Below are 21,619 nucleotides of genomic sequence, written 5' to 3'. Positions count from 1 at the left end.
TTAAAGAGAGGCGCGCATGGGTTTAAAAATACTTTAAATCCCACCATCTTCAAGAAGCTGCCGAAGCTTCTTCAAACACCGGGCGCGGGTTGGGCCAATACTACCTTCACTCATGTGCAGCGCCGCTGCGATATCGGCGTAGGCTGGCGGCTCGGGATGGTAGAATAGCAAAACGAGCAGCTCGCGGCAGCGCTCGTTCAGCCCCTGCACGGCATTATAGACAATATGCTGTTCTTCCAGACGCAAAATCAGTACGTCGGGCATCTGTGCCTCATCGGCCTGCGAGACCTCGAGGGAGTTTTCTTGCTCGGTGCCATGGCGGCGCGCACGCTCTTGCCGACTTAGGCGCCAGGCTTCGTGCCGCGTGGTAGTAATGAGCCAGGAGCGGATCGATGCGGGCTGCTCAATGCGGTCGACACGTTCTACAAGCGTGGTGAAAACGCGCTGAAACACATCGGCAGATTGTTCCTGGTCAAGGCCGGTGTGCCGCGCGATCGAGAAAACCAGGCGCTGATACCGCTCAACGAGCAGTTCCCAGGCGGCCTGGTTCCCAGCGCGACAAGCCTGCACAAGCGCCTCATCGCTCTGGTCCATACATCCTCCTGGCGCCTGTAGCTCTGCCGGTAGCATACCTGATGCGAATAGCTTTGTCTAGTGTTTGCGGCATAATAAAGGTTATACCACAAACGTGCATAGAGCGATTCAGTGTAGCCATTCCCTGGGCCTTTTGCGCCTCAACACCCGGGTGGCACGGGCAACTGGCAGAAGTGCCGGCGAACTGTTCCTGCACCTGTTCTGTTGGGTGCGAATATGCAACTTTGCGCCGCATGGAGCGTTTGTATTGGCAGAAGCTAGACACGGCGCGCTATACTAGAGCGGGAGTCAGGAGCCAGGCGTCAGGAGTCGGTAGCTTCTGATTTTCTAAGGCCTGTGCGAACTCTAATCTTTACGCATTCTGAATGCTGAATATTACTCTATGACGACGCCACACCACCCGCACACGCACGCCCACGCCCGGCCCGCTGGCCTGTGGGCCCGCCTCGCCAGCGCCGCCGACGCGCCCGCCATGGGCAGCGGCGACATCTGGCGCGGCCTGGCGCGCCGCCTGCTGCTGGCCCGGCCTGCCGCCCAGGAAGGGCTGTGGCCGGCGCTGGCCGCCCGCACCGACCCAGCGCAATACTGCCCCTGCGCCGTGCCCGATGTCGCCGAAGAGCAGGTGCAGGATGGCGAGCAGGTGATGACCGTCATCCGCAGCCCGCGCGGCAACTACCTGCGCCTCACGCCGCCTCAGCGCGAGCTGTGGCACCAGATGGATGGCACGCGCACGGTGGCCCAGCTTGCCACGCAGGCATTTCTGCGCACCAGGCAGCTCCTGCCTGTCGGCGATCTGGTGGCAACGCTGCGCGCTGAAGGCTTCCTGACCGAGTCGCCGGTGAGCTTGTACCACGCGCTCGGCGGGCGGCTGGAAGCGCGCACTGCCGAAGGCTGGGGCCGGCGCGTGGTGCGGCGCGTCACGCGGGCGAGCTGGCAGTTTGCGACTATCGATGGCTTCTATGGCGCGATCTACCGCGCTGGCGGCTGGCTCCTGTTCACCTGGCTGTTTGCCGCGATCTGGGTCGCCGTTGCGCTGGTGGGCCTGGGCGCGTTTGTGGCGCTGCTGCTGGGCCTGGGCACGTCGCCGCAGGTGCTGAACAGCGCAGCAGTGCCAGCCGAGCTGGTGGCGCTCTGGTGTGCGCTGCTGGTCTCTTTTTTCCTGCATGAAAGCGCGCACGCCCTGACGGTCAAGCACTTCGGCCGCGAGCTACGCTCAGGCGGCGCGATGCTCTACTTCGGCATGCCCGCCTTTTTTGTCGATACCAGCGACATCTGGCGCTCGCCGCGCGCCGCGCGCATGCTTGTCTCAGCGGCTGGCCCTATGTCCGACCTGTTTGTGGGCGGGCTGGCCGCGCTGCTGGTGCTGCTGCGCCCCGACCTTGCGGCGGCTGGCGTGGCCTACAAGCTCGCGTTTACCTGCTATATCGCCACGCTGTTCAACCTCAACCCGCTGCTCGAACTCGACGGCTATTTCATCCTGGTCGACTGGCTGCGCATGCCCGATCTGCGCCGCCGCGCGCTGGCCTTTGTGCGCGGCCCGCTCTGGCAGAAGCTGCGCCCGCCGCCCGCGCAGGCCGACGCCCCGGCCGCGCCGCGCAGCTTCTCGCACGAAGAGCGCTTTCTGGCGATCTATGGCGTGCTGACGCTCGTGTACGCGATTGTCGCAATTGTCTTCGCAGTGCAGTTCTGGAATGGGAAGCTGCTCGGTACGATCCGCGCGCTGTGGGGGGCCGACACACTGCTGCCCAAAATCGTGGCTGCGCTGCTGGTGCTGCTGGTGGCCCTGCCGGTGCTGGCCGCGCTGGTGCTGGCGCTGATTGGCGTGGGGCGCGCGGGGCTGCGCTGGCTGCTGCGGCGCGGCTATGGCCGCCAGCCGGCATTGCTGGCCGGGCTTGCGGCGGGCACAAGCGTGCTGCTGGCCGCGCTGGTGTGGCGCGCAGGGCCGGGCAATCCCTGGGCCGGGCTGGCCGCACCGCTGCTGTGGGCGGTGGCGCTGGCCGCGCTGCTGGCCGTGCTGCCCGACTACCGGCGCGCCGCGATTGGTACCACCGTGCACGCGCTGGCGATTATGCTGGGGCTGGCGACGCTGGCGGCCACGGCGCGCTACGGCCAGGTGCCCGAGCCGCTGCAACTGCTGGCGCAGGGCGTGGCATTTATTTTTCTGCTGATCGCTGGCTTTGCCGCGCTGCTGGATGTCGATCTGCGCCTTTCCACGCCGCGCGAGCTGGCAGGAACCGCGCTGCTGCTGCTTGCTGCGTTTGGCGTGGGCGCGACTGCGCTGCTGATTGCGCCACTGCGTGGATCGCTGGCGGGCCAGATCGCCGTTGCTTCGCCCGCCTACTGCGGCGCGCTGGCGCTGGCGCTGTTCCTGCCGCACCTGTTCGACCTGCACGACTCGCGGCTGGTGTGGTCGTGGGTGCTGCTCTGGTGCGCCGCGCTGGTATATACCGCCGCGTATGTTGCCGACCTGAGCGGGCGGCCTTCGGCGCTGGGCGTGCTGGCGGCGGGCCTGTGGGCCGGGGCGTGGCTGGTGCACCTCGCCACGCTGCGCCAGATCGCGCCCGACGAGATTGCCTGGCCGCACGAGCCCAGCACCAGCGACACCGAGCGTTTGCAGCGCGCCTTTCAGTTCTGCTACGCCGGCTGCTACCGCCTGCTACTGGCGGTGTATGGCGCCCGCCGCACGCGCGCGCTCGACGACCGGATGGATGTGCTGGCCGCCACGGCGAACTGGGATGTCACGCTGGATCGCGAACGCGCCCGCATCAGCCCGCTGGTGGCGGCGCTGCCGCTCGACATGCAGGGCGCGCGCTATGCCGAGGTGCTGCGCTACACGGTCGCGTCGGTCGAGGCGATTGCCGGCGCGACATTTGCCCGCCGCGCCATTCAAGCCGCCTACGACGCCCTGCCCTGGCCCGAGCGCGAAACCGCCAGCCGCTACTGTTTCCCCGACACGCCCTGGGCGCGTGAGCTTTCGAATGCGTTTGGCGATGTGCGCGAGTCGCGCTTGCGGCTGCTGCGCCAGCTCGACCTGTTTCTCGCCTGCGACGACGACGAGCTGGCCGCGCTGGCACACGCGATTGAGGAGCGGCATGTGGCGGCTGGCGCTTCGCTGCTTCAGGCTGGCGCGCATGCGCCCGGCATCTGGCTGATCGAGGCTGGCGAAGTGGCGGCCACGCGCAACCGCCAGCTTGTGGAAGAACTTCATCGCGGTGATGCTTTTGGCGCAGAGTTCCTGCCCGACGGCGCACCCAGCGACCTGACCTTTCGCGCCAATATCAGCTCGGATCTGCTGTTCATCCCGGCGGAGGTATGCGCCCCAGCCTTGCGCGCCAGCGCGCCGGGCAGCGGCCGCAGCGAGGCTGCCGCGCGCCTGAAGCTGCTGGAGCGCGTGCCCATGTTTGCTGAATTGCCACGCAACACTCTGCGCGGGCTGGCGAATATTGCGCGCCAGCAGCAGTTTGCGCCGCGCAGCGTGATCGTGCGGCAAGGCGCGCCGTCGGGCGTGTTCTATATCATTCGGCAGGGCCAGGCCGCCGTGCTGGTGCGCGACGAGCCGAACGGCGACGCGCCCGCGCCAGTGCGCAAAGTCGCCCAGCTTGGCAGCGAAGAGTTCTTTGGCGAGCTGGAGCTGCTGCGTGGCACACCGCCCGTGGCCAGCGTGGTGACGCTCACGCCGCTGGTGGCGCTGGCGCTGCCACATGCTGCCGTGCAGGCGCTGCTTTCGGGCGACACGCGTGTGGCGAAAGACCTTGAGCAGATCGGCACCGGCCGCCTGATCGCGTTGCGCGCCACGCCTGACTAGCCGGCGAAGGGCCATACGGGCGTATAGCAATACGCCCCCCCTACGACTGGAAAAATAAACTGCAAAGTGCGCAAAGGACACGAAGTTTTTGACAACTGCAGGCTGAGGGCGCAATCCCAAAACCCCAGACCCTAAACCCCAAAAAGCAGTAGACAGTATGCAGGGGCAGTAACCCGCAACGTTCCAACCCGCAACCTGCAAACACAGCATTCATCACTCAAAACTTCCCCCGTTCACTCCTCGCATTTCATCCTCATCACCAGCGCATCAGAATCACTTCACTGTGCCACACTCGCGCGGCTGCCGCAGCGTGGCTATGCTACAGAAAACGATCGTTCTATCGTTGATGTAGGTGTGAGCAGAGAAAAGCGATTCATAGTTCGCAAGAACGGTTGAACGCCAACTCTCCTGACTCCTCACTTCTGACGGCTGACTACTGATCGAGGAGGAACGTATGCGTCGAATATATCTGGCACTCGCGCTGGTCATAAGCGCGCTCTTTCTGGGCGTGCCGGCCCACGCCACCCTCGCAGCCCCACCTGCCACCGACATCCTTGGCGGCACGGGCATGCCGCTTGCGCTCCGCACCGACGGCACCTATGTCGCCTGGGTCGAGCTGGCGCAGCCTAACCGCTTTACGCGCTATGCGAACATTCACGTCGCGTCGCTGGCCGATGGGCAAAGCGTTCTGGAGCTGAACCAGCTGGCTTTCGGGAACTACGGCGGGCAGTGGGGGCCGTCGTTCGATCTAGACAATGGCGTGCTGGTATGGCGCGACGGCGTCGATGGCCAGAACCCTTTTCCGCTCAGGGCGCTCGACCTGCGTAGTGGTGAGTCGTGGATGCTTGCGGCCAACAGCGGCGCCTTCCCGAACATCGCCAGCGATCAGGTGAGCTGGTGGGATATTACAACCGCCGCCGATGGCACCGCCACTGCTGCCCTGATGCAGCGCCCGCTGCGCGGAGATGTCGCCGCAAAAGAGGTGCACCGCATCTCGCTTGCGCACGATTACGATCTGCGCGCGGCGCGCACAAATAGCGACTGGGCGGTTTGGGTGCAAGGGGGAGCGCGGTCGGGCGGGAACTTCGGCTGCCCGCTGCTCTATGCGCTGTCGCTGAGCAATAAAACCCTGTACACAATCGACGACACTGAGTGCTTCGATAGCCAGATGGTGATTTTCGACCTGGATGGCAATCATCTGGCCTACCTGGACAGCTACCATGTGCTGATGAATCGCGATTTGCCGAGCGGCCAGACCACGCGCAGCGGACCGCTCGCCAACGCCGACCTGGCGCTGGCTGGGCGCTACACATTCTGGAACCATGTCGCCACGCTGGGGGTGTTTGGGTTCGACGCGCAGTCGGCCAGCACGTTTCAGGTGAGCACCGCCGACGAAGTGGTAGCACCGGCGCTTGGTAATGGCTGGCTGGCCTGGGTGGAGCGCGCAGCAACGAACAGCTACACCGTGCGCGCCCGCCCGATCAGCAGCCTGCTGCCCGGCGCGCCGCGCAACGCAACCGAAACCGCCAGCGGTCAGCTGTTCTTCCCCGAAACGAGCCACACGCTGGGCGGCGAATTCCGCAATTACTGGCAGCGTAATGGTGGCCTGCCTGTGTTTGGCTACGCGCTGACGGAGGAGTTCCAGCAAACTAGCGCCGACACTGGAATGGACTATGTGGTGCAATATTTCGAGCGCCAGCGCTACGAGCTGCACCCCGAGAACAGTGGCACGCCCTACCTTGTGCAGCTTGGCCGTCTTGGCGCCGAGGCGCTGGCCACGCGCGGCACCGACTGGCAATCGCTGCCGAAAGCCGACCCAGCCACGCCGCACTACTACCCCGCCACCGGCCAGGCCATCGCGCCCGAGTTCTGGGATTACTGGCGCGCACACGGCCTGGAGCTGGGCGACCGTGGGGTGAGCGAGCGTGAGGCGCTGGCGCTGTGGGGCTACCCGCTCACGCCGCCTTCCTACGAAGTGCTGCCAACCGGCGAGACGCTGCTGGTGCAGTGGTTCGAGCGGGCGCGCTTTGAGTACCACCCGAACAATCCCGCGCCCTACAAGGTGCTGCTGGGCCGCCTCGCCGCCGACCGGGTGAGTGCCTTCGGCTGGTAGGCAGGTGCGGGCTGCGGCGTGTTGTGTGCGCCGCAGCCCGCACGTTTCGGGTGCTTCGCCCCGTGCTCCATATTAGGGTGTTTGGAGGTCGTATCGGTGGCTACGCGCCCCCGAACCCCGCGGCAAGAGGCTGCCGCCAGCCTCCTGCACCTCGCCGTCGGGGCCTTGCCCCGAACCCCAAAAAGAACGTGATCGGCTGACGAAATGGCGTCCAGTTATGCCTCCGTTATGCTCGACGCTGGCATCATGCGATTCAAGAAGTGCCACTTTGAAACACTTCCAAAATTGGAATTCTTTGCTCTTTGGCTGCCAGCATTTTGGCACAACGGAGGCATGACCGCGCAGCTTTGCTGTTGCTCATCACATCAAATTCGGGGTTCGGGGCGAAGCCCCGACGCCGGGTGCCGGGGCGGCGCGAGCCCCTGCGGCCCTGCGGCCCGAGCAAGCTGGTTTGAAAAAGGCATTGCTTGGATGCAAAAAGCGCCCTGCGGCCCGAGCAAGCTGGTTTGAAAAAGGCATTGCTTAGATGCAAAAAGCGCCCTGCGGCCCGAGCAAGCTGGTTTGAAAAAGGCATTGCTTGGATGCAAAAAGCGCCCTGCGGCCCGAGCAAGCTGGTTTGAAAAAGGCATTGCTTGGATGCAAAAAGCGCCCTGCGGCTCGAGCAAGCTGCGCTGAAATGAGAAATAGGAAAGGGCGGACACATAGGTCCGCCCAGACAGGTCCGCCCAGACAGATTCTCCGAGACAGGTCCGCCCAGACAGATTCTCCGAGACAAGCCCGCCCAGACCGGCAACTCCCTAAACCCCAAACCCTATCCCCTATCCCCCAGATGATACGGCACACTAATCACAATCACGCCGCGCCGGAACAGCAGCGCCGCCTTCAGCGCCAGCGCCGTCTGGTTGTGCAGCAGGTGCTGCCACCACTTCGAAGGGATAAACTCGGGGATAATCACCGACAGCACATCGTCGTCGTAGCGCGCATCGACCTCTTTGACATAGCGCAGAATTGGCCGCAGCAAGCTGCGATACGGCGAGGGCAGCACCTCCAGCGGCATGCCGCAGCCCCACTGCGCCCACTTTGTCTGCACGCGATGTGCGTCTTCTTCGTCGAACTCGACATACAGCGCCGTGGTGTTGTCGGGCGCGATCGAGCGGGCGAACTCCAGCGCCGGAATCACGCCGCGGTGAATACCCGACACCAGCACCAGCGCGGTGTGGCGCTTGATCGCGCCAATTGGCTTGGCGGCCGCCAGCGAAAGCTGCCGCGCCACATCGACATAATGCTGGCGGATCAGGCGGAAGATCTGCACCAGAATCGGGATGAGCACCAGCACCGCCCACGCGCCGTGCAGAAAGCGCGTCACAATAATCACCACAAACACCACGGCCGTCAGCGCCGCGCCCACGCCATTCACCACCACGCTGCTGCGCCAGCCCGCCTCGCGCGTGCGCAGCCAGTGGCGCACCATGCCCCACTGCGACAGTGTGAACGAGATGAACACGCCAATTGCGTACAGCGGCAGCATGGCCTGCTCGCGCGCATTGAACGCAATCACCAGCAGCGCCGCGAACACGCCCAGCGCCAGGATGCCATTCGAGAACACCAGCCGGTCGCCGCGGCTGGAGAACTGGCGCGGCAGAAAGCGATCGCGCGACAGCAGCGACGCCAGGCGCGGAAAGTCGGCATAGCTGGTGTTGGCGGCCAGCACCAGGATCAGCGCGGTGGCGACCTGAATGACGAAATAGGCCGGGCCGGTGCCAACCACCATGCTGGCGATCTGCGAAACCACGCTCTGATCTTCGCGCGGCGCGGTGCCGTACAGATAGGCCAGCACGCTGGTGCCGAGGAACATAAAGCCCAGGATGCCAACCATCACAATCAGCGTGCGCGAGGCATTTTTCGATTCTGGGTGCTGAAAGGCCGGCACGCCGTTGGAAATTGCTTCCACGCCCGTCATGGCGGTGCAGCCCGCCGAAAAGGCTTGCAGCAGCAGAAACACCCCAAGCGCCTCGCTTGGCGCGGGCACATGCGCAGCTGGCGCAACCGGCGCGCCGCCCGACACGCGGCTGACCAGCCCGGCAATAATCAGGCCGAACATGCTCACCACAAACACATAGGTCGGCACCGCAAAGATCGCGCCGCTTTCCTTCACGCCGCGCAAGTTGATAATGGTAATCAGCGCAATCAGCACCAGCGCGATCTCCACCCGGTAGTCGGCCAGGTTCGGGTAGCCCCAGGTTGCCGCCAGCGACGTGATTGCAAACACGCCCGACGACACCGACACCGCGACGGTCAGCACATAGTCGATCAGCAGCGAGGCGGCGGCGATCAGGCCCGGCACTTCGCCCAGGTTTTCGTGCGCCACAATATACGCGCCGCCGCCATTCGGGTAAGCGTGGATGGTCTGGCGGTACGAAAAGCCGACGATCAACAGCAGCAGCGCAATGCCAACCGACACCGGTATTACCAGCGGCAGCGCCGACGAGCCGGCCAGCACCAGCACAAACAGAATTGCCTCGGTGGCATAGGCCACCGACGAAAGCGCATCCGACGAGAAGACAGCCAGGGCGATGGTTTTGCTGAGCCGCTGGTGCTGCTGCGCCGAGGTTTCGAGCGGCTGCCCGACCAGAATGCGTTTGAGTGTGTCGATCATACGAGCGTGTGTTCCTTCTCTCCGTCCTTGTAGCAGTTTGCAGTTTGCAGAAGGCAGTTGCATTTTCTGCTCTGCAACGCCTCGCTCGCTAGTCCATTGATGGTTAATAGTTCTGCAAACCGCTGTAGTTATTGGTAAACCCGGCCAGCGGCGCGCTGATTCGGCGGCTTATAAAGAAATGACATTGCAAGAAAAGCGCATCCTGAGTTGCCTGAAAGGCCGTATCGAAGGGTGCGCAGCATTTTCGCAAACTTGGCACTACCTATCGCGCGGTGTGCGCCAGCGCAGCGCGGCCCATTCGCGCATGATCAGGCCCCAGAGCGCGAACACCGTGGTGTGGATGGTCATGCCGATCCAGGCCGGGTTGGCGGGTGCCTGGTAGGAATGGAGCGTCCACAGCGCGAAGCCGGCCACGGCCAGCAGCCAGATCAGCCAGGACAGCGGCTCAAGCAGCGCGGGGTTGTTGAGCTTGTGCAGGGCGCGGCGGGCCGGGCGCAGGCCGGGCGAGTGCGCGCCTGGTTGTGGTTGGCGGGGAAGCGGTGCCATACGAGCCTTCTTTTGCTACGCTCGCCGCGTGTGCGGCCGGGCGGAATACTGCAATCCTTGCACTATCCTACCCGCTTTCGGCGGCGCAGCAGGCGCGTTTGGCATTATGAAAGTATAAGGGTTTGGTTAAATGGCGCGGTGGCTGGCCGTAGTATAATCACGCCATTATTGCTTGCTGAAAGGTGCCTTATGCCTGCGCCAACTACCATCCACTCACTCAGCGTCGCCGCACTCGATATCCCGCTGCACACGCCCTTCGGCATTGCCGGCGGCGCGCAGGATGTTGCCCGCAACCTGCTTGTGACGGTCGAACTGGCCGACGGCACACGCGGCTATGGCGAGGCCGCGCCCTTCCCGGCCTTTAATGGCGAAACCCAGGCGCTTGCGCAGGCGGCAGTTGAGGCAGCCACTACGCTAATCGAAGGGGCGGATGCACGCGAATGGCGGCGGCTGGCGCAGGCGCTGCGCAGCGCGATTGGGCCGGTTGGCTCGGCGCAGTGCGCGATTGAGACGGCCGTGCTCGATGCGCTGACGCGCCAGGCTGGCATGCCGCTGTGGGCCTTCTTCGGCGGGGTGGGCGTCAGCCTGGAAACCGACATGACCGTGACGACTGGTACGGCTGAGCAGGCCGCTGCCGACGCCCGCGCAATTGTGGCGCGCGGCATTCGCACGATCAAGGTCAAAGTCGGCTCGGGCGACCTCGCGCTCGACATTGCGCGCGTGCAGGCGATTGCCGAGGTTTCGCCAAAATCGCCAATCATTATTGATGGCAACGCCGGCTTCAGCGCCGACGACGCATTGCAGCTGGTGGCGCAGCTGCGCGAGCGCGGGGTGGGCGTGGCGCTGCTGGAGCAGCCGGTGAAAAAGGACGACTGGCTGGGCATGCAGCAGGTGAGCGAGTGGGGCGGGGTGCCGGTGGCCGCCGACGAAACCGCCGACGGCGCGGCGGCAGTATTGCGGATCGTGCAGGAGCGGGCCGCGCACGTGGTGAACATCAAGCTGATGAAGTGCGGCATTGCCGAGGCGCTCGACATTGCCGCGATCTGCCGCGCCGCGCACCTGGGCCTGATGATCGGCGGCATGGTCGAGTCAACCCTGGCGATGACGACCTCGGCATGTTTTGCGGCCGGGCAGGGCGGCTTTCAGTTCGTCGATCTCGACACGCCGCTGTTCATGGCCGAAAACCCCTTCGACGGCGGCATGATCTACGAAAGCGCGCGCATCGACCTGAGCCAGATCCGCGCCGGCCACGGCGTCACGCCGCGCGCCGAGCTGTGAGTGTTGCACGTTGGGTGTTGAGGTTTGCAGGTTGCAGGTTCGCAGGTTATTGCATAGTGCATACTGCCAACTACTTTTGGGGTTTAGGGTCTGGGGTTTTGGGATTGAGCCTGCCGATGGCCGACGGCCAGATTATTCACCGCAAAGTGCGCAAAGAACGCAAAGAGTATGAATAACTGCCGACTGTCTACTTGTTCACTGAGGTTTTCAGGTTGCGAGTTAGTGGCAACTGCATACTGCCAACTGCTTTTGGGGTTTAGGGCCTGGGGTTTTGGGATTGGGCCTGCCGATGGCCGACGGCCAGATTATTCACCGCAAAGTGCGCAAAGAACGCAAAGAGTATGAATAACTGCCGACTGTCTACTTGTTCACTGAGGTTTTCAGGTTGCGAGTTAGTGCCAACTGCATACTGCCACCTGCTTTCTGGGGTTTAGGGCCTGGGGTTTTGGGATTGGGCCTGCCGATGGCCGACGGCCAGATTATTCACCGCAAAGTGCGCAAAGAACGCAAAGAGTATGAATAACTGCCGACTGTCTACTTGTTCACTGAGGTTTTCAGGTTGCGAGTTAGTGCCAACTGCATACTGCCAACTGCTTTCTGGGGTTTCGGGATTGAACGTGCAAACCTGAGACTTGCAAACATGCAACCTTCAAACTTGTAACCCTCCCTACCTCTTCGCGCTCTTTGCGTTCTTTGCGGTTTTTAGTCATCGGCCCTTGAACGCCCGCTATGGCTCGTTCGCCTGTGGTTCGATCTCAACCGTTGCGGGGTGGGGCAGCCCCACTAGCGGCGGGTGAGGCAGGCTTTCCTCGGTGGCTGGCGCGAGCGTTTCAACCACCACCACGGGCAGTTTCTCGCTGCGCCGCCTCGAGGGCAGGATGGCGATGGCAAGCGCCCGCGCGCAGGCCGTGGTAAGTGCAAAGCTCACCAAGCCCGCCAGCAGCGCCGGCGTCAGGTAGGCCGGCCCGCTTGTTTCCCACCAGCGGTCGATCGGCCCGCCGCGCGAAAAGGCCAGCGCCGAGCCGAGGAAGCTGCATACCAGCACCAGCCCCAGCAGCGCGAGACCCAGCGTTTGCAGCACAAGCGTCGTGCCGCGTGGCGCAATAATTGGCAGCACGACTTCGTAGTACAGCACACCCACGCCGATGCACAGCAGCAGCAGCGCGCTGTACACCAGCATATACGCGCTGCCCGGGCTGAGCCCGCGCCCAAGCAACACATCCGCCAGCATAAACGCAATATTGAGCTGGCGCGGCTCGTGCCATACCTCGGCGAGCGACGCAGCGGCAGCCCAGGCCGCGCCCAGCGCCGTCGCGCCGGCAAAGCTTGCCAGCAGAATTGCGCCCCAGGTGCGGCGGCGCGACGGCGCAACCGTATATTCGGCATGCCCACGGTAGCAGAACCAGGCCAGCAGCAAGGGCAGGCCCAGCGCCAGCAGCAGGAGCCACACCAGGCGCAGCTCAACTGCTGGCAGGTGCACATAGCGCATCACCGTCGGCCCGAACACTGCGCCAAGCGCGAGAAACAGCGCGATATACACCGACGAGCCAACAATATGCGCGGTGATAAAACGTGAATAGGGGATATTCAGCAGGCCACATGCAATCACCGCCAGGTAGCGCAGCCCCGGCACCGCCCGCGCAACCGCAATGCTCGTCCAGCCGCCGCGCGCCAGCAAGCGCTCCGCCCGGTCGAGCTGGCGCGGCCCCAGGTGCACATAGCGGCCAAAGCGCGCCACCAGCGGGCGGCCACCCCGCCGAATAATCGCGTACAACCCGCTTGCGCCGATTGCCGAGGCGATATTCAGCAAGGCAAACCAGATCGCCAGACTTTCGAACGAAGCCGCGCCGCGCACACCCGCCAGCACAATCAGCAGGTCGGTGGGGATGGGCATGGGAATGCCAAGCTCCTCCAGCAGGATGGCCAGAAAAATCGCGATGTAGCTGTGTTTGTTGAGTAAGCCTAGCATAATGCTGTTGGGGCCCCTGCGCGCCACGGCTGCTCGCTGCAATCATACAGAGTTTGAGGCGCACAGGCAGGAAATGTGCCCAGGCTCCGCGCGACGCACCAACAGTGTACCACACTGCCGCATGAAGCATATGGTACACTGCGCGCGAGAATTGCCACCACGGAGGCCCGCATGATCACCATTGCTTCGCCCGCGCACGCGCAACACCGCGCCCCGCACGAATTCCTCGATGGCCGGCTCATCCCACCCTACGAGTCGCCCGAGCGCGCCGAGATCATTCTCGCGGCAGTTGCGCGCGCCGGCTTTGGGCCGATTGTGGAGCCGCGCGCGTTTGGCGATGCTCCCTTGCATGCCGTGCATGCGCCCGATTTTCTCGATTACCTGGAACACGCCTATGATCGTTGGGTGGCGGCAGGCGGCGACCCGGCCGCCGTGCTGCCGAGCACGCTGGCGGTGCGCTGGATGGATCGGCGCTGCCTGCACCCGCTGGTGGCGCCCGGCTACTACAGCTTCGACCTGAGCGCACCAATTGTGGCCGGCACCTACCGCGCCGCCCGTGCCTCTGCCGATAGTGCGCTGACGGGCGCGGCCCTGCTGCTCGAAGGCGAGCGGCTGGCCTACGCGCTGTGCCGCCCGCCCGGCCACCACGCCGGCAGCGATATGTACGGCGGCTACTGCTACCTGAACAACGCCGCCATTGCTGCCGAGCAGCTTGTGCGCAGCGGGCCGGCGCGTGTCGCCATTCTCGATATCGACTTTCACCACGGCAATGGCACGCAGCAAATCTTCTACGGGCGCGACGACGTGCTGTTTGTGTCGATCCATGCCGACCCGGCGCGTGAGTATCCCTACTTTGGCGGCTATGCCGACGAGCGCGGCACCGGCGCGGGCACAGGCTTCACCCTCAACCTGCCGCTCGAAGCCGGCGTCGACGATGCGCGCTACCTGGCGGTGCTGGATGGGGCGCTGGCGGCGATTCGTACGTTCGCGCCGCGCTTTCTGGTGCTGTCGGCTGGCTTCGACACGTTTCGCGACGACCCGATCGGCGATTTTGCGCTCGGTGGCGCGGCCTACCCCGCCATTGGCCAGCGCATCAGCGCGCTTGGCCTGCCCACACTGGTGGTGCAGGAAGGCGGCTATGCCGTCGCTGCGCTGGGCGAGAACGCCGCCGGGCTGCTGCGCGGCATGGCTGCCGAAGCGTAGGCAAAAAACATTTGTCGAATTTTTTGGAAAACTCTGCCCACAAATAGGAACCGTGGCACGCCCCTTGCTTTAGTTATGGCAGGAGAGCAAATAAGGGTTCAGCCACGGTGCTGAGCCACAAACAACAAAGCAGGAGGACTTCCATGATCAACCTTATTCTGTGGCTACTGTTCGGCGCGTTGGTGGGCTGGCTGGCGAGCATCGTGATGCGGACCGATGGGCAGCAGGGCGCGATTCTCAACATCGTCGTCGGTATTATTGGCGCGATGATCGGCGGTTTTCTGTTCGGCGGCCCGACGATCAATAGCAGCGCGTTCAACCTGACGGCTCTGTTGATCTCGTTCGTCGGCGCGGTGATTTTGCTGGCGATTGTCAACCTTGTTCGCCGCGGCTCGGTTCGCTAACACGCACCCGGTTTCAATACAAAAGAGCGCCCACGCGGGCGCTCTTTTTGTGTGCCAGAAAAAGGATTTCAATCTTCGGCGGCCAGCGCCGCGCTGATCTGCCCAAGCAGCTCGGGCGCGGCCAGCAGCGCGCTGCCCACCTGCACCGCCACCGCGCCGGCCGCCAGCATCTGCTGCGCATCCTCGGCACTAGCGACCCCGCCACACGCCACCATCGGCACGCCCACGCTTGCCGCCAGCTCGGCAATTCCCGCCAGCACCAGCGGCCGAATCGCTGGCCCAGCCAGCCAGCCCGTCACCAGCGCCCCGCTCGCGTCGGCCACAGCGGCGCGCGGTGGCGCAAACAGCGTCAGCGCATCCGCACCAGCGGCGGCCACCTCGGCGCACAGGCGCTCGGTCGCGGCGGCTTGCGGCAGTTTCGCCAGGATCGGCAGCTGCGTGGCCCGCCGCGCCGCCGCCGTAATGCGCGCCGCCTGCTCGGGCAACTCGGCCAGGTTCAGCTCGACGCCCGCAACCCCTTCGACGCCCTCAAGCGCGCCGGCCAGCGTCGCAAAATCTTCGGCATTCGCGCCCACGAGGCTCAAAATCACTGGCGTATCCCAGCCCGCCCACACCGGCGCATATTTCGTCAGCACAAACTCTATGCCGGGGTTGTGCCAGCCGCCGCTGATCAGCAGCCCGGCCGGCGTTTCGAGCAGGCGCGGCTGGCGCTGCCGGCGCGGCGCGAGCGAGGTGCTGCGCGTCACAATCGCGCCCGCGCGCATCCGCTCGATGCTGTGCGCGTACTCGACGCCATAGCCGAAGCAGCCGGCCGCCGCCAGCACGGGGGCGCGCAGCCGCAGGCCATACGGGTTGTGGGGCGCAAGGTCGATCATCGCGTATCTTTACAAAGCGATAAAATAATCTGCGAAATCTGTGGATCGTTGCATCTCCTGCGCCAGAGTATAGCCCAGCTTGGGGCGGCTGTCGATCTGCGTTGCTTCGCGAGTCTGGGCGTATTGCTATACACCCTTCGCGAGTCTGGGCGTATAGCAATACGCCCTTCGCGAGTCTGGGCGTATAGCAATACGCCCTTCGCGGGCTCTCAGTCTGGGCGTATAGCAATACGCCCTTCGCGGGTTCTGCGGTTCTTGGTATAATGCGCGCATTGCCGTTTTGGGCCGTATTCTTCGTGGAAACGTGGTCGTCATGCTGCGCCGCGCCGCAGGTGCCCGCATGGCTGGCTTCTCACGTAGCTGCACGTATCTGGGGAAGTATGCATCACCGCCGCCAGCTCGCCGAAACCGCCGCCGCATGGGGCCTGCCCCTTTCCGACACCCAGCTCGATCAGTTTGCGCACTACGCCGCCGAGCTGCAGCGCTGGAACGAACGCGTCAACCTCACCGCCATCACCGACGACGCGGGCATCGTGGCGCGCCACTTCCTCGATTCGCTGCGCTGCGCGCAAAGCTGGGGTGCTGCGCCAACAACCCTGATCGACATCGGCGCGGGCGCGGGCTTCCCGGGCCTGCCGCTCAAAATCCTGCGCCCCGATCTACGGCTCACACTGGTCGAAAGTATCGCCAAAAAAGCTACTTTTCTTGAGCACATTGCTGGCGAGCTTGGCCTCGCCCAGGTAACCGTGCTGGTGGCCCGCGCCGAAGACATTGGGCAGCAAACCGCCCACCGCGAGCGCTACGACGTGGCAGTGGCCCGCGCCGTCGCTGATCTGCGCGTGCTGGCCGAGTATTGCCTGCCCGTGTGCCGCGTGGGCGGGCGTTTCCTCGCGCCCAAAGGCCCGAACATTGAACCCGAGCTTGCGGCGGCGCAGCCAGCTATTGCGCTGCTGGGCGGTCGCGCCCTGCCCGTCGAGCAAGTTGCGGTTCCCGGCGTCGAGCCGCGCTCGCTGGTGGTGGTGTCGAAAGTCTCCCCTACCCCGCCGCAGTACCCGCGCGCCCCGGGCGTGCCAGCCAAGCGCCCGCTCTAGCCCCGAGACGAAGGACGAACGACCAAGTTCACTCGGCAGTTTGCAGCAGGCAGTCGGCAGTTTGCAGCAGGCAGTCGGCAGTCGGCAGTAAGCAGTCGGCAGCAGGCAGTTAGCAGTTGGCAGTGGCTGGAAAATAACCCTCAAGCCTTCAACTCAAACCCTTCGCGCCCTTTGCGTTCTTTGCGGTTTATTTTCCAGTCGCCCTTCGCTGGTAGCCCTTTCCTCAATCGTAAATCGCAAATCGTCAATCGTAAATCCAAAATCCGCTGTGCCTCTGTGGTGAACTTTTCGCCCTTCGTCCTTCGTGCTTTGTCGATAATCCGCCAGCCATGCGGCGTTTGTGCTAGAATGACAGCAGGGCAGCATTTCCCGCAAAGCTGCCGTTCTCATGTTGCCGATCAGGCTGTAGCTGGAATTGCATAAGGAGAAGCAAGCATGTCGATCTTTTCACGCGTTCGCGATCTGCTCAGCGCCAATATCAACGCCATGCTCGATGCCGCCGAAGACCCCGAGAAAATGGCCGACGAATACCTGCGCCAGCTCAACAACGAGCTGTACGAGGCCAAAACCAGCGTCGCCTCGGCCATGGCCGACGCCACCAAGCTCAACAACAAGGAAGCGCAGTACCTTGCCGAAACCGAGCAGTGGTCGCTGAAGGCCGAGGCTGCCCTGCGCGCCGGCGACGAAACGCTGGCCAAGGCTGCGCTGGCCCGCAAGGTGCAGTCGCAGAAGCTGGCCCAGCAGTACACGCAGCAGTCCGACGCACAGGACCAGCAGGTCGAGGCGTTGCAGCAGGCGCTGGTGCAGCTCGAAACGCGCATTGCCGAAACGCGCGCCAAGCGCGAGCTGATCGTCGCCAAGAAGAACCGCGCCCAGACGCAGGAAGCGATGCAGCGCATGGCTCGCGGCCTTGGCAATGCCAGCGCGCTCGACAAGCTCGACCAGCTCGAGGAGCGTGTGGACGACCGGCTGGCGCGCGCCGACGCAATGGCGAAGCTGGAGGCCGGCACGCTCGAAAGCAAGTTCCGCGACCTCGAGCGCGATCAGGAAGTCGATTCCGAGCTGGCCGAGCTGAAGAAAAAACTCGGTCAGTAATCGCGTTTCTGCTGCAAAACACAAGCGCGGGGCGGCCCAGCCGCCCCGCGCTTGTGTTTGTGCGAACTTCTCGCCCCATGCAACTCGGTTGAAGTTCGGCCATGTTTGCTGAGACGAAAGACGAAAGACGAAGGACGAATGACCAGACGGCCCTTCGTCCTTCGTCTTTTCCAAGTGAGGTTTTAGGGCAGTGAAAGGTCTGGTTGCGCACTGCAATCTCAAACCCCTAACCCCAGCCCCTAACCCCTGCGCTGAAAGCGCACTAGTCCTTCACCACGCCCGCCGCCGGCATATACAGCCGCGTCGCGTATTCCTTCACCATTCGGCGTGTGCTGAACATCGGCGCAACCGTCGCAATCGCTTCCTTGGTCAGCGCGATCCAGTTGTGCGGCACGCCATCGCTCCCGCGCTCGTAGAAGGGCGGCAGCACTTCATTCTCCAGCAGCTGGTACAGGTGCTGCGAATCGCGCCAGTCCTGCTCGTCGAGGTTGCTGTACTCGCGCTCCTCGCCAATCGCCCAGCCGTTCTTGCCGTTGTACGCCTCGGGCCACCAGCCGTCGAGAATGCTCAGGTTGGGCGCGCCGTTCAGGCTGGCCTTCTGGCCGCTGGTGCCGCTGGCCTCGTAGGGACGGCGCGGCGTGTTCAGCCACACATCGACGCCCTGCACCAGCTTGCGCGCCACGCACATATCGTATTCTTCCACGAACAGGATCTTGCCGAGGAAGCCCGGCTGCTGCGACATCTGGTAGACCTGCTGGATGAACAGCTTGCCCGGGTCGTCGGCGGGGTGCGCCTTGCCGGCGAACACAATCTGCATCGGCCGATCCCAGCGGTTCAGAATTGCCTTCAGCCGCTCGGGATCCTTGAACAGCAGCGTTGCGCGCTTGTAGGTCGCGAAGCGCCGCGCAAAGCCGATCGTGAAAGCCGTTTCGTCGAGCACGGGCCACACCGCTGGCGAGGTACCCAGGCGCAGGTGCCGGGCGCGGGTGCGCTCGCGGGCGAACTCGACCAGCTGCTTCTTCAGGCCCTGGCGCGTCTGCCACAGCACATCGTCGGGCACGTCGTGGATCTTCTTCCACATGTCCACGTCGTCGATATGGTCTTCCCAATCCTTGCCGAGGTAGGCCTCGAACACGCGGCGCATTTCGGGCGCGAGCCAGGTGGCGGTGTGCACGCCGTTCGTGATCGACGTGATCGGCACATCGTCCTGCGGCTTGTCCTCATACATCCACTGCCACATGCCGCGCGCCACATGGCCGTGGAGCTTGCTCACGCCGTTGTGGCGTTCGGAAGCCTTGAGCGCCAGCACGGTCATCGCAAAGGTTGGGCCCCAGCTTTGCTGCTGCAAGGCCACATTCACAAACTCGTCGCGCGTGAGGCCCAGCTGCGACCAGTACTGCCAGAAGTATTTTTCGATCATGGGCAGCGGGAAGGCGTCGTTGCCGGCTGGCACGGGCGTGTGCGTGGTGAAGACCGACTCGCGGCGCACATTGCTGATCGCTTCAGCGAAGGGCGTGCCCTTCTGCACCTGCTCGCGGGCCAGTTCCAGCACCAGAAAGGCCGAGTGGCCTTCGTTCATGTGCCACACCTGCGGGTCGATGCCCATCTGGCGCAGCGCGCGAACGCCGCCAATGCCCAGCACGATCTCCTGCGCCACGCGCATTTCCTGGTCGCCGCCATACAAGCGCGCCGAAAGCTCGCGATCCTGCGCGCTGTTCGGGTGAATGTCGGTGTCCATCAGGAACAGCGGGATGCGCCCAACCTGAATGCGGTAGACCTTTGCGTAGATTGTGCGGCCAGGCAGCTCAACTTCCACCACCACCTCGCGGCCGTCGGGCGTGAGCGCGGGCGACGCGGCAACGTCGGCAAAATCGAGCTTGACATACTGTGCTTCCTGCCAGCCGCTGTGGTCGAGGCGCTGGCGGAAATAGCCCTGCGGGTAGAGAAAGCCGACCGCCACAAAGGGCAGGCCAATGTCGCTGGCTTCTTTGGCGTGGTCGCCGGCCAGCACGCCCAGGCCGCCCGAGTAGATCGGCAGCGATTCGTGCAGGCCGAACTCGGCCGAGAAGTAGGCAATTGTTTTGTTGCTGGAGTTCGGGAAGGTTGTCGCGAACCAGGTTTTCGGCTCGCCCATATAGCGGTCGAAGCTTTCCAGCACCTGATCGTACTGCTTGGTATAGGCCGGGTTATCGGCGGCATCTTCCAGGCGGCGCTGGCGCACATCGCGCAGGAAATCGACGGGGTTGTGGTAATCCTGCTCCCACAGCTCGGGATCGATCTGCCGGTACAGTTCCTGAGCTTCGGGGTGCCAGCTCCACCAGATGTTGAATGCCAGTTCGCGCAGGCGGCTGATGCGCGCGGGAATCGGGGTGAAGAGGATGTCGGCGGTCGTAATATTCACGGAACCTCCTTTAGTCGGCCAAAACACCGTACAGAGCGCAACGACTCAGAAGAAAGGACGAAAAACAAAAGCGCCAGCATTGCGCGGCATCGCTTTCGCCATTCGTCCTTCGTCGGTGTATACCGAGCCATTGTACGAAAAGAAGCGCCATCTGTCGAGTCGCATTTGTTTGCTCTCTTGACAAACTTTTGAGAGTATGCTAGTATCACAGCCATCAGATTTCTAAACCGATTTACCAATGATGGTTACGCCCGGCCCGTGGGTCTGGCGGCAGAGCAGAGTGGGGAATGGGCGAGCAGCAACCGGCCGATCTTGCGCTGATGCGCGAGCTCAACGAGCGGATTGTGCTGGGCCTGCTGCGGCAGGAAGGGCCGATCTCACGCGCAGAGCTTGCTCGGCGCAGTAATCTGAGCCGCTCCACCATCTCCAGCATTATCACCACCCTGCTTGGCGCCGGCCTGGTGCGCGAAACCGGCATTGGGAACTCGCAAGGCGGCCGGCGACCGATCATGATCGAGTTCAACTACCAGGCCGCGTTTGCGCTTGGCATTGAGCTTGGCAACACTGCCCTCACCCTGCTGCTGACCGACCTGGACGCGACAGTGCTTCGGCGTGTCGCCCTGCCCTTTACCATCACGGATGGGCCGCGCGCGGGCATTGCGCGCGTTGCTGCGGCTGTGGACGACCTGCTGGCCGAGGCGCAGATCGCCCGCGAGAAGATCGTTGGTGTGGGCGTTGGCATTCCCGGCCCGCTGGCGCACGCCACTGGCCGGCCAATCGCGCCGCCCGTGATGCCGGGCTGGCATGATGTGCCGCTTCAGGCGCGGCTTGAGCAGGCGCTCGGCATGCGCGTGTTTGTGGAAAACGACGCCAACCTGGCCGCGCTGGCCGAACAGCGCTGGGGCGCGGCGCAGGGCCGCCCAAATGTTGTGTACCTTTACCTGGGCAGCGCAGGCATTGGCTGCGGCCTGATCCTCGACGGGCGGCTGTATCGCGGCGACGTTGGTTCGGCTGGCGAAATCGGGCACGTCATGGTTGAGGAAGATGGCCCACCCTGCCGCTGCGGATCGCGTGGCTGCCTGGAGGCGCTGGCCGGCACGCCCGCCGTGCTGCGCCGCGCCCAGGCGATTGGCCTGCCCGTTGCGACGCTCGACGAACTGCTGGCGCTGGCGCGTGGCGGCCACGCCAAAGCGGTTGCCCTGCTCGACGCGACCGGCGAATATATTGGCATCGCCGTCGCAAATATTCTGAATATGATCAACCCCGGCTGCGTGGTGATCGGTGGCGGCCTGGCTGCCGCAGGCGACCTGCTGCTGGGATCGTTGCGCAGCACCATGCGTCGGCGCGGCCTGTCAGTTGCCGCCGACAATGTCGCAATAACTCTGGGCACGCTTGGTGCTGATGTGGTGGCGGTTGGGGCTGTATCGCTGGTGGTGCATCACGCGCTGAGCGCGCCATCAATGGTTCGGCCATCCACAGATTTCCATGCGGACGTACTGTTGGGCTAGGGGAAGCTGCCAGTGGCTGCGCGAGGGCGCGGCTTCCGGCAACTGTGCTGGAAAGGGGGTGTTGCGCTGCGCCGCATCGGG

At 64.0% G+C, this 21,619-nt stretch carries 14 protein-coding genes; 8 read left to right on the top strand and 6 right to left on the bottom strand.

Going from position 1 to position 21,619, the window contains the following annotated elements; genetic code table 11:
• Nucleotides 1-33: 33 nt before the first annotated feature.
• The gene (locus tag M1P90_RS19455) at nucleotides 34-594 is read right to left on the bottom strand and encodes an RNA polymerase sigma factor (RefSeq protein WP_483696955.1); all 561 of its coding nucleotides are present in this window, start codon (nucleotides 592-594) and stop codon (nucleotides 34-36) included.
• Between the two features lie 382 nt (nucleotides 595-976).
• Here M1P90_RS19455 and M1P90_RS19450 point away from each other — a divergent pair, with 382 nt between their 5' ends.
• Nucleotides 977-4,399 carry a cyclic nucleotide-binding domain-containing protein gene (locus tag M1P90_RS19450; protein WP_483696954.1) on the top strand — a complete coding sequence of 1,141 codons (3,423 nt, stop codon included), beginning with the start codon at nucleotides 977-979 and terminating at the stop codon, nucleotides 4,397-4,399.
• A 454-nt stretch (nucleotides 4,400-4,853) separates the two neighbouring features.
• Nucleotides 4,854-6,512: a hypothetical protein gene (locus M1P90_RS19445; RefSeq protein ID WP_483696953.1), complete on the top strand. Its 1,659-nt coding sequence runs from the start codon at nucleotides 4,854-4,856 to the stop codon at nucleotides 6,510-6,512.
• 811 nt (nucleotides 6,513-7,323) lie between these two features.
• Here the strand turns inward: M1P90_RS19445 and M1P90_RS19440 are convergent.
• Entirely contained in the window at nucleotides 7,324-9,168 is a 1,845-nt protein-coding gene (locus tag M1P90_RS19440; protein WP_483696952.1) for an APC family permease, read from the bottom strand.
• 258 nt (nucleotides 9,169-9,426) lie between these two features.
• Nucleotides 9,427-9,714 (bottom strand): hypothetical protein, encoded by a 288-nt coding sequence (locus tag M1P90_RS19435; RefSeq protein WP_483696951.1) that lies wholly within the window; start codon nucleotides 9,712-9,714, stop codon nucleotides 9,427-9,429.
• A gap of 189 nt (nucleotides 9,715-9,903) precedes the next feature.
• Here M1P90_RS19435 and M1P90_RS19430 point away from each other — a divergent pair, with 189 nt between their 5' ends.
• A complete protein-coding gene (locus tag M1P90_RS19430) occupies nucleotides 9,904-10,992 on the top strand; it encodes a dipeptide epimerase (RefSeq protein ID WP_483696950.1) in 1,089 nt (362 codons plus the stop codon).
• A gap of 727 nt (nucleotides 10,993-11,719) precedes the next feature.
• Here M1P90_RS19430 and M1P90_RS19425 read toward each other — a convergent pair.
• A complete protein-coding gene (locus tag M1P90_RS19425) occupies nucleotides 11,720-12,961 on the bottom strand; it encodes a DedA family protein (protein WP_483696949.1) in 1,242 nt (413 codons plus the stop codon).
• Between the two features lie 171 nt (nucleotides 12,962-13,132).
• Between M1P90_RS19425 and M1P90_RS19420 the strand changes: the two genes are divergently transcribed.
• Entirely contained in the window at nucleotides 13,133-14,164 is a 1,032-nt protein-coding gene (locus M1P90_RS19420) for a histone deacetylase family protein (RefSeq protein WP_483696948.1), read from the top strand.
• A gap of 143 nt (nucleotides 14,165-14,307) precedes the next feature.
• Nucleotides 14,308-14,568 carry a GlsB/YeaQ/YmgE family stress response membrane protein gene (locus M1P90_RS19415; protein ID WP_483696947.1) on the top strand — a complete coding sequence of 87 codons (261 nt, stop codon included), beginning with the start codon at nucleotides 14,308-14,310 and terminating at the stop codon, nucleotides 14,566-14,568.
• A 68-nt stretch (nucleotides 14,569-14,636) separates the two neighbouring features.
• Here M1P90_RS19415 and M1P90_RS19410 read toward each other — a convergent pair whose 3' ends face one another.
• A complete protein-coding gene (locus M1P90_RS19410) occupies nucleotides 14,637-15,443 on the bottom strand; it encodes a tRNA-dihydrouridine synthase (RefSeq protein WP_483696946.1) in 807 nt (268 codons plus the stop codon).
• A gap of 380 nt (nucleotides 15,444-15,823) precedes the next feature.
• On the opposite strand from M1P90_RS19410, the gene rsmG reads away from it, so the two are divergent.
• The gene (rsmG, locus tag M1P90_RS19405) at nucleotides 15,824-16,534 is read left to right on the top strand and encodes a 16S rRNA (guanine(527)-N(7))-methyltransferase RsmG (protein WP_483696945.1); all 711 of its coding nucleotides are present in this window, start codon (nucleotides 15,824-15,826) and stop codon (nucleotides 16,532-16,534) included.
• Nucleotides 16,535-16,969: 435 nt separating this feature from the next.
• Complete coding sequence (locus M1P90_RS19400; protein ID WP_483696944.1) at nucleotides 16,970-17,629, top strand: PspA/IM30 family protein; 660 nt, start codon at nucleotides 16,970-16,972, stop codon at nucleotides 17,627-17,629.
• A 262-nt stretch (nucleotides 17,630-17,891) separates the two neighbouring features.
• On the opposite strand, the gene glgP is transcribed toward M1P90_RS19400, so the two are convergent.
• Nucleotides 17,892-20,030: an alpha-glucan family phosphorylase gene (gene glgP / locus M1P90_RS19395; RefSeq protein ID WP_483696943.1), complete on the bottom strand. Its 2,139-nt coding sequence runs from the start codon at nucleotides 20,028-20,030 to the stop codon at nucleotides 17,892-17,894.
• A gap of 287 nt (nucleotides 20,031-20,317) precedes the next feature.
• On the opposite strand from glgP, the gene M1P90_RS19390 reads away from it, so the two are divergent.
• Nucleotides 20,318-21,538 carry an ROK family transcriptional regulator gene (locus tag M1P90_RS19390; protein WP_483696942.1) on the top strand — a complete coding sequence of 407 codons (1,221 nt, stop codon included), beginning with the start codon at nucleotides 20,318-20,320 and terminating at the stop codon, nucleotides 21,536-21,538.
• Nucleotides 21,539-21,619: the final 81 nt, after the last annotated feature.

The organism is Kouleothrix sp. 19917 (assembly GCF_057073505.1).
This window is presented reverse-complemented; position numbering and strand designations above follow the sequence as displayed.

Coding starts and splice junctions, on each gene's coding strand:
- M1P90_RS19455 (WP_483696955.1), bottom strand. CDS start 594: ATGGACCAGAGCGATGAGGCGCTTGTGCAGGCTTGTCGCGCTGGGAAC.
- M1P90_RS19450 (WP_483696954.1), top strand. CDS start 977: ATGACGACGCCACACCACCCGCACACGCACGCCCACGCCCGGCCCGCT.
- M1P90_RS19445 (WP_483696953.1), top strand. CDS start 4,854: ATGCGTCGAATATATCTGGCACTCGCGCTGGTCATAAGCGCGCTCTTT.
- M1P90_RS19440 (WP_483696952.1), bottom strand. CDS start 9,168: ATGATCGACACACTCAAACGCATTCTGGTCGGGCAGCCGCTCGAAACC.
- M1P90_RS19435 (WP_483696951.1), bottom strand. CDS start 9,714: ATGGCACCGCTTCCCCGCCAACCACAACCAGGCGCGCACTCGCCCGGC.
- M1P90_RS19430 (WP_483696950.1), top strand. CDS start 9,904: ATGCCTGCGCCAACTACCATCCACTCACTCAGCGTCGCCGCACTCGAT.
- M1P90_RS19425 (WP_483696949.1), bottom strand. CDS start 12,961: ATGCTAGGCTTACTCAACAAACACAGCTACATCGCGATTTTTCTGGCC.
- M1P90_RS19420 (WP_483696948.1), top strand. CDS start 13,133: ATGATCACCATTGCTTCGCCCGCGCACGCGCAACACCGCGCCCCGCAC.
- M1P90_RS19415 (WP_483696947.1), top strand. CDS start 14,308: ATGATCAACCTTATTCTGTGGCTACTGTTCGGCGCGTTGGTGGGCTGG.
- M1P90_RS19410 (WP_483696946.1), bottom strand. CDS start 15,443: ATGATCGACCTTGCGCCCCACAACCCGTATGGCCTGCGGCTGCGCGCC.
- rsmG (WP_483696945.1), top strand. CDS start 15,824: ATGCATCACCGCCGCCAGCTCGCCGAAACCGCCGCCGCATGGGGCCTG.
- M1P90_RS19400 (WP_483696944.1), top strand. CDS start 16,970: ATGTCGATCTTTTCACGCGTTCGCGATCTGCTCAGCGCCAATATCAAC.
- M1P90_RS19390 (WP_483696942.1), top strand. CDS start 20,318: ATGGGCGAGCAGCAACCGGCCGATCTTGCGCTGATGCGCGAGCTCAAC.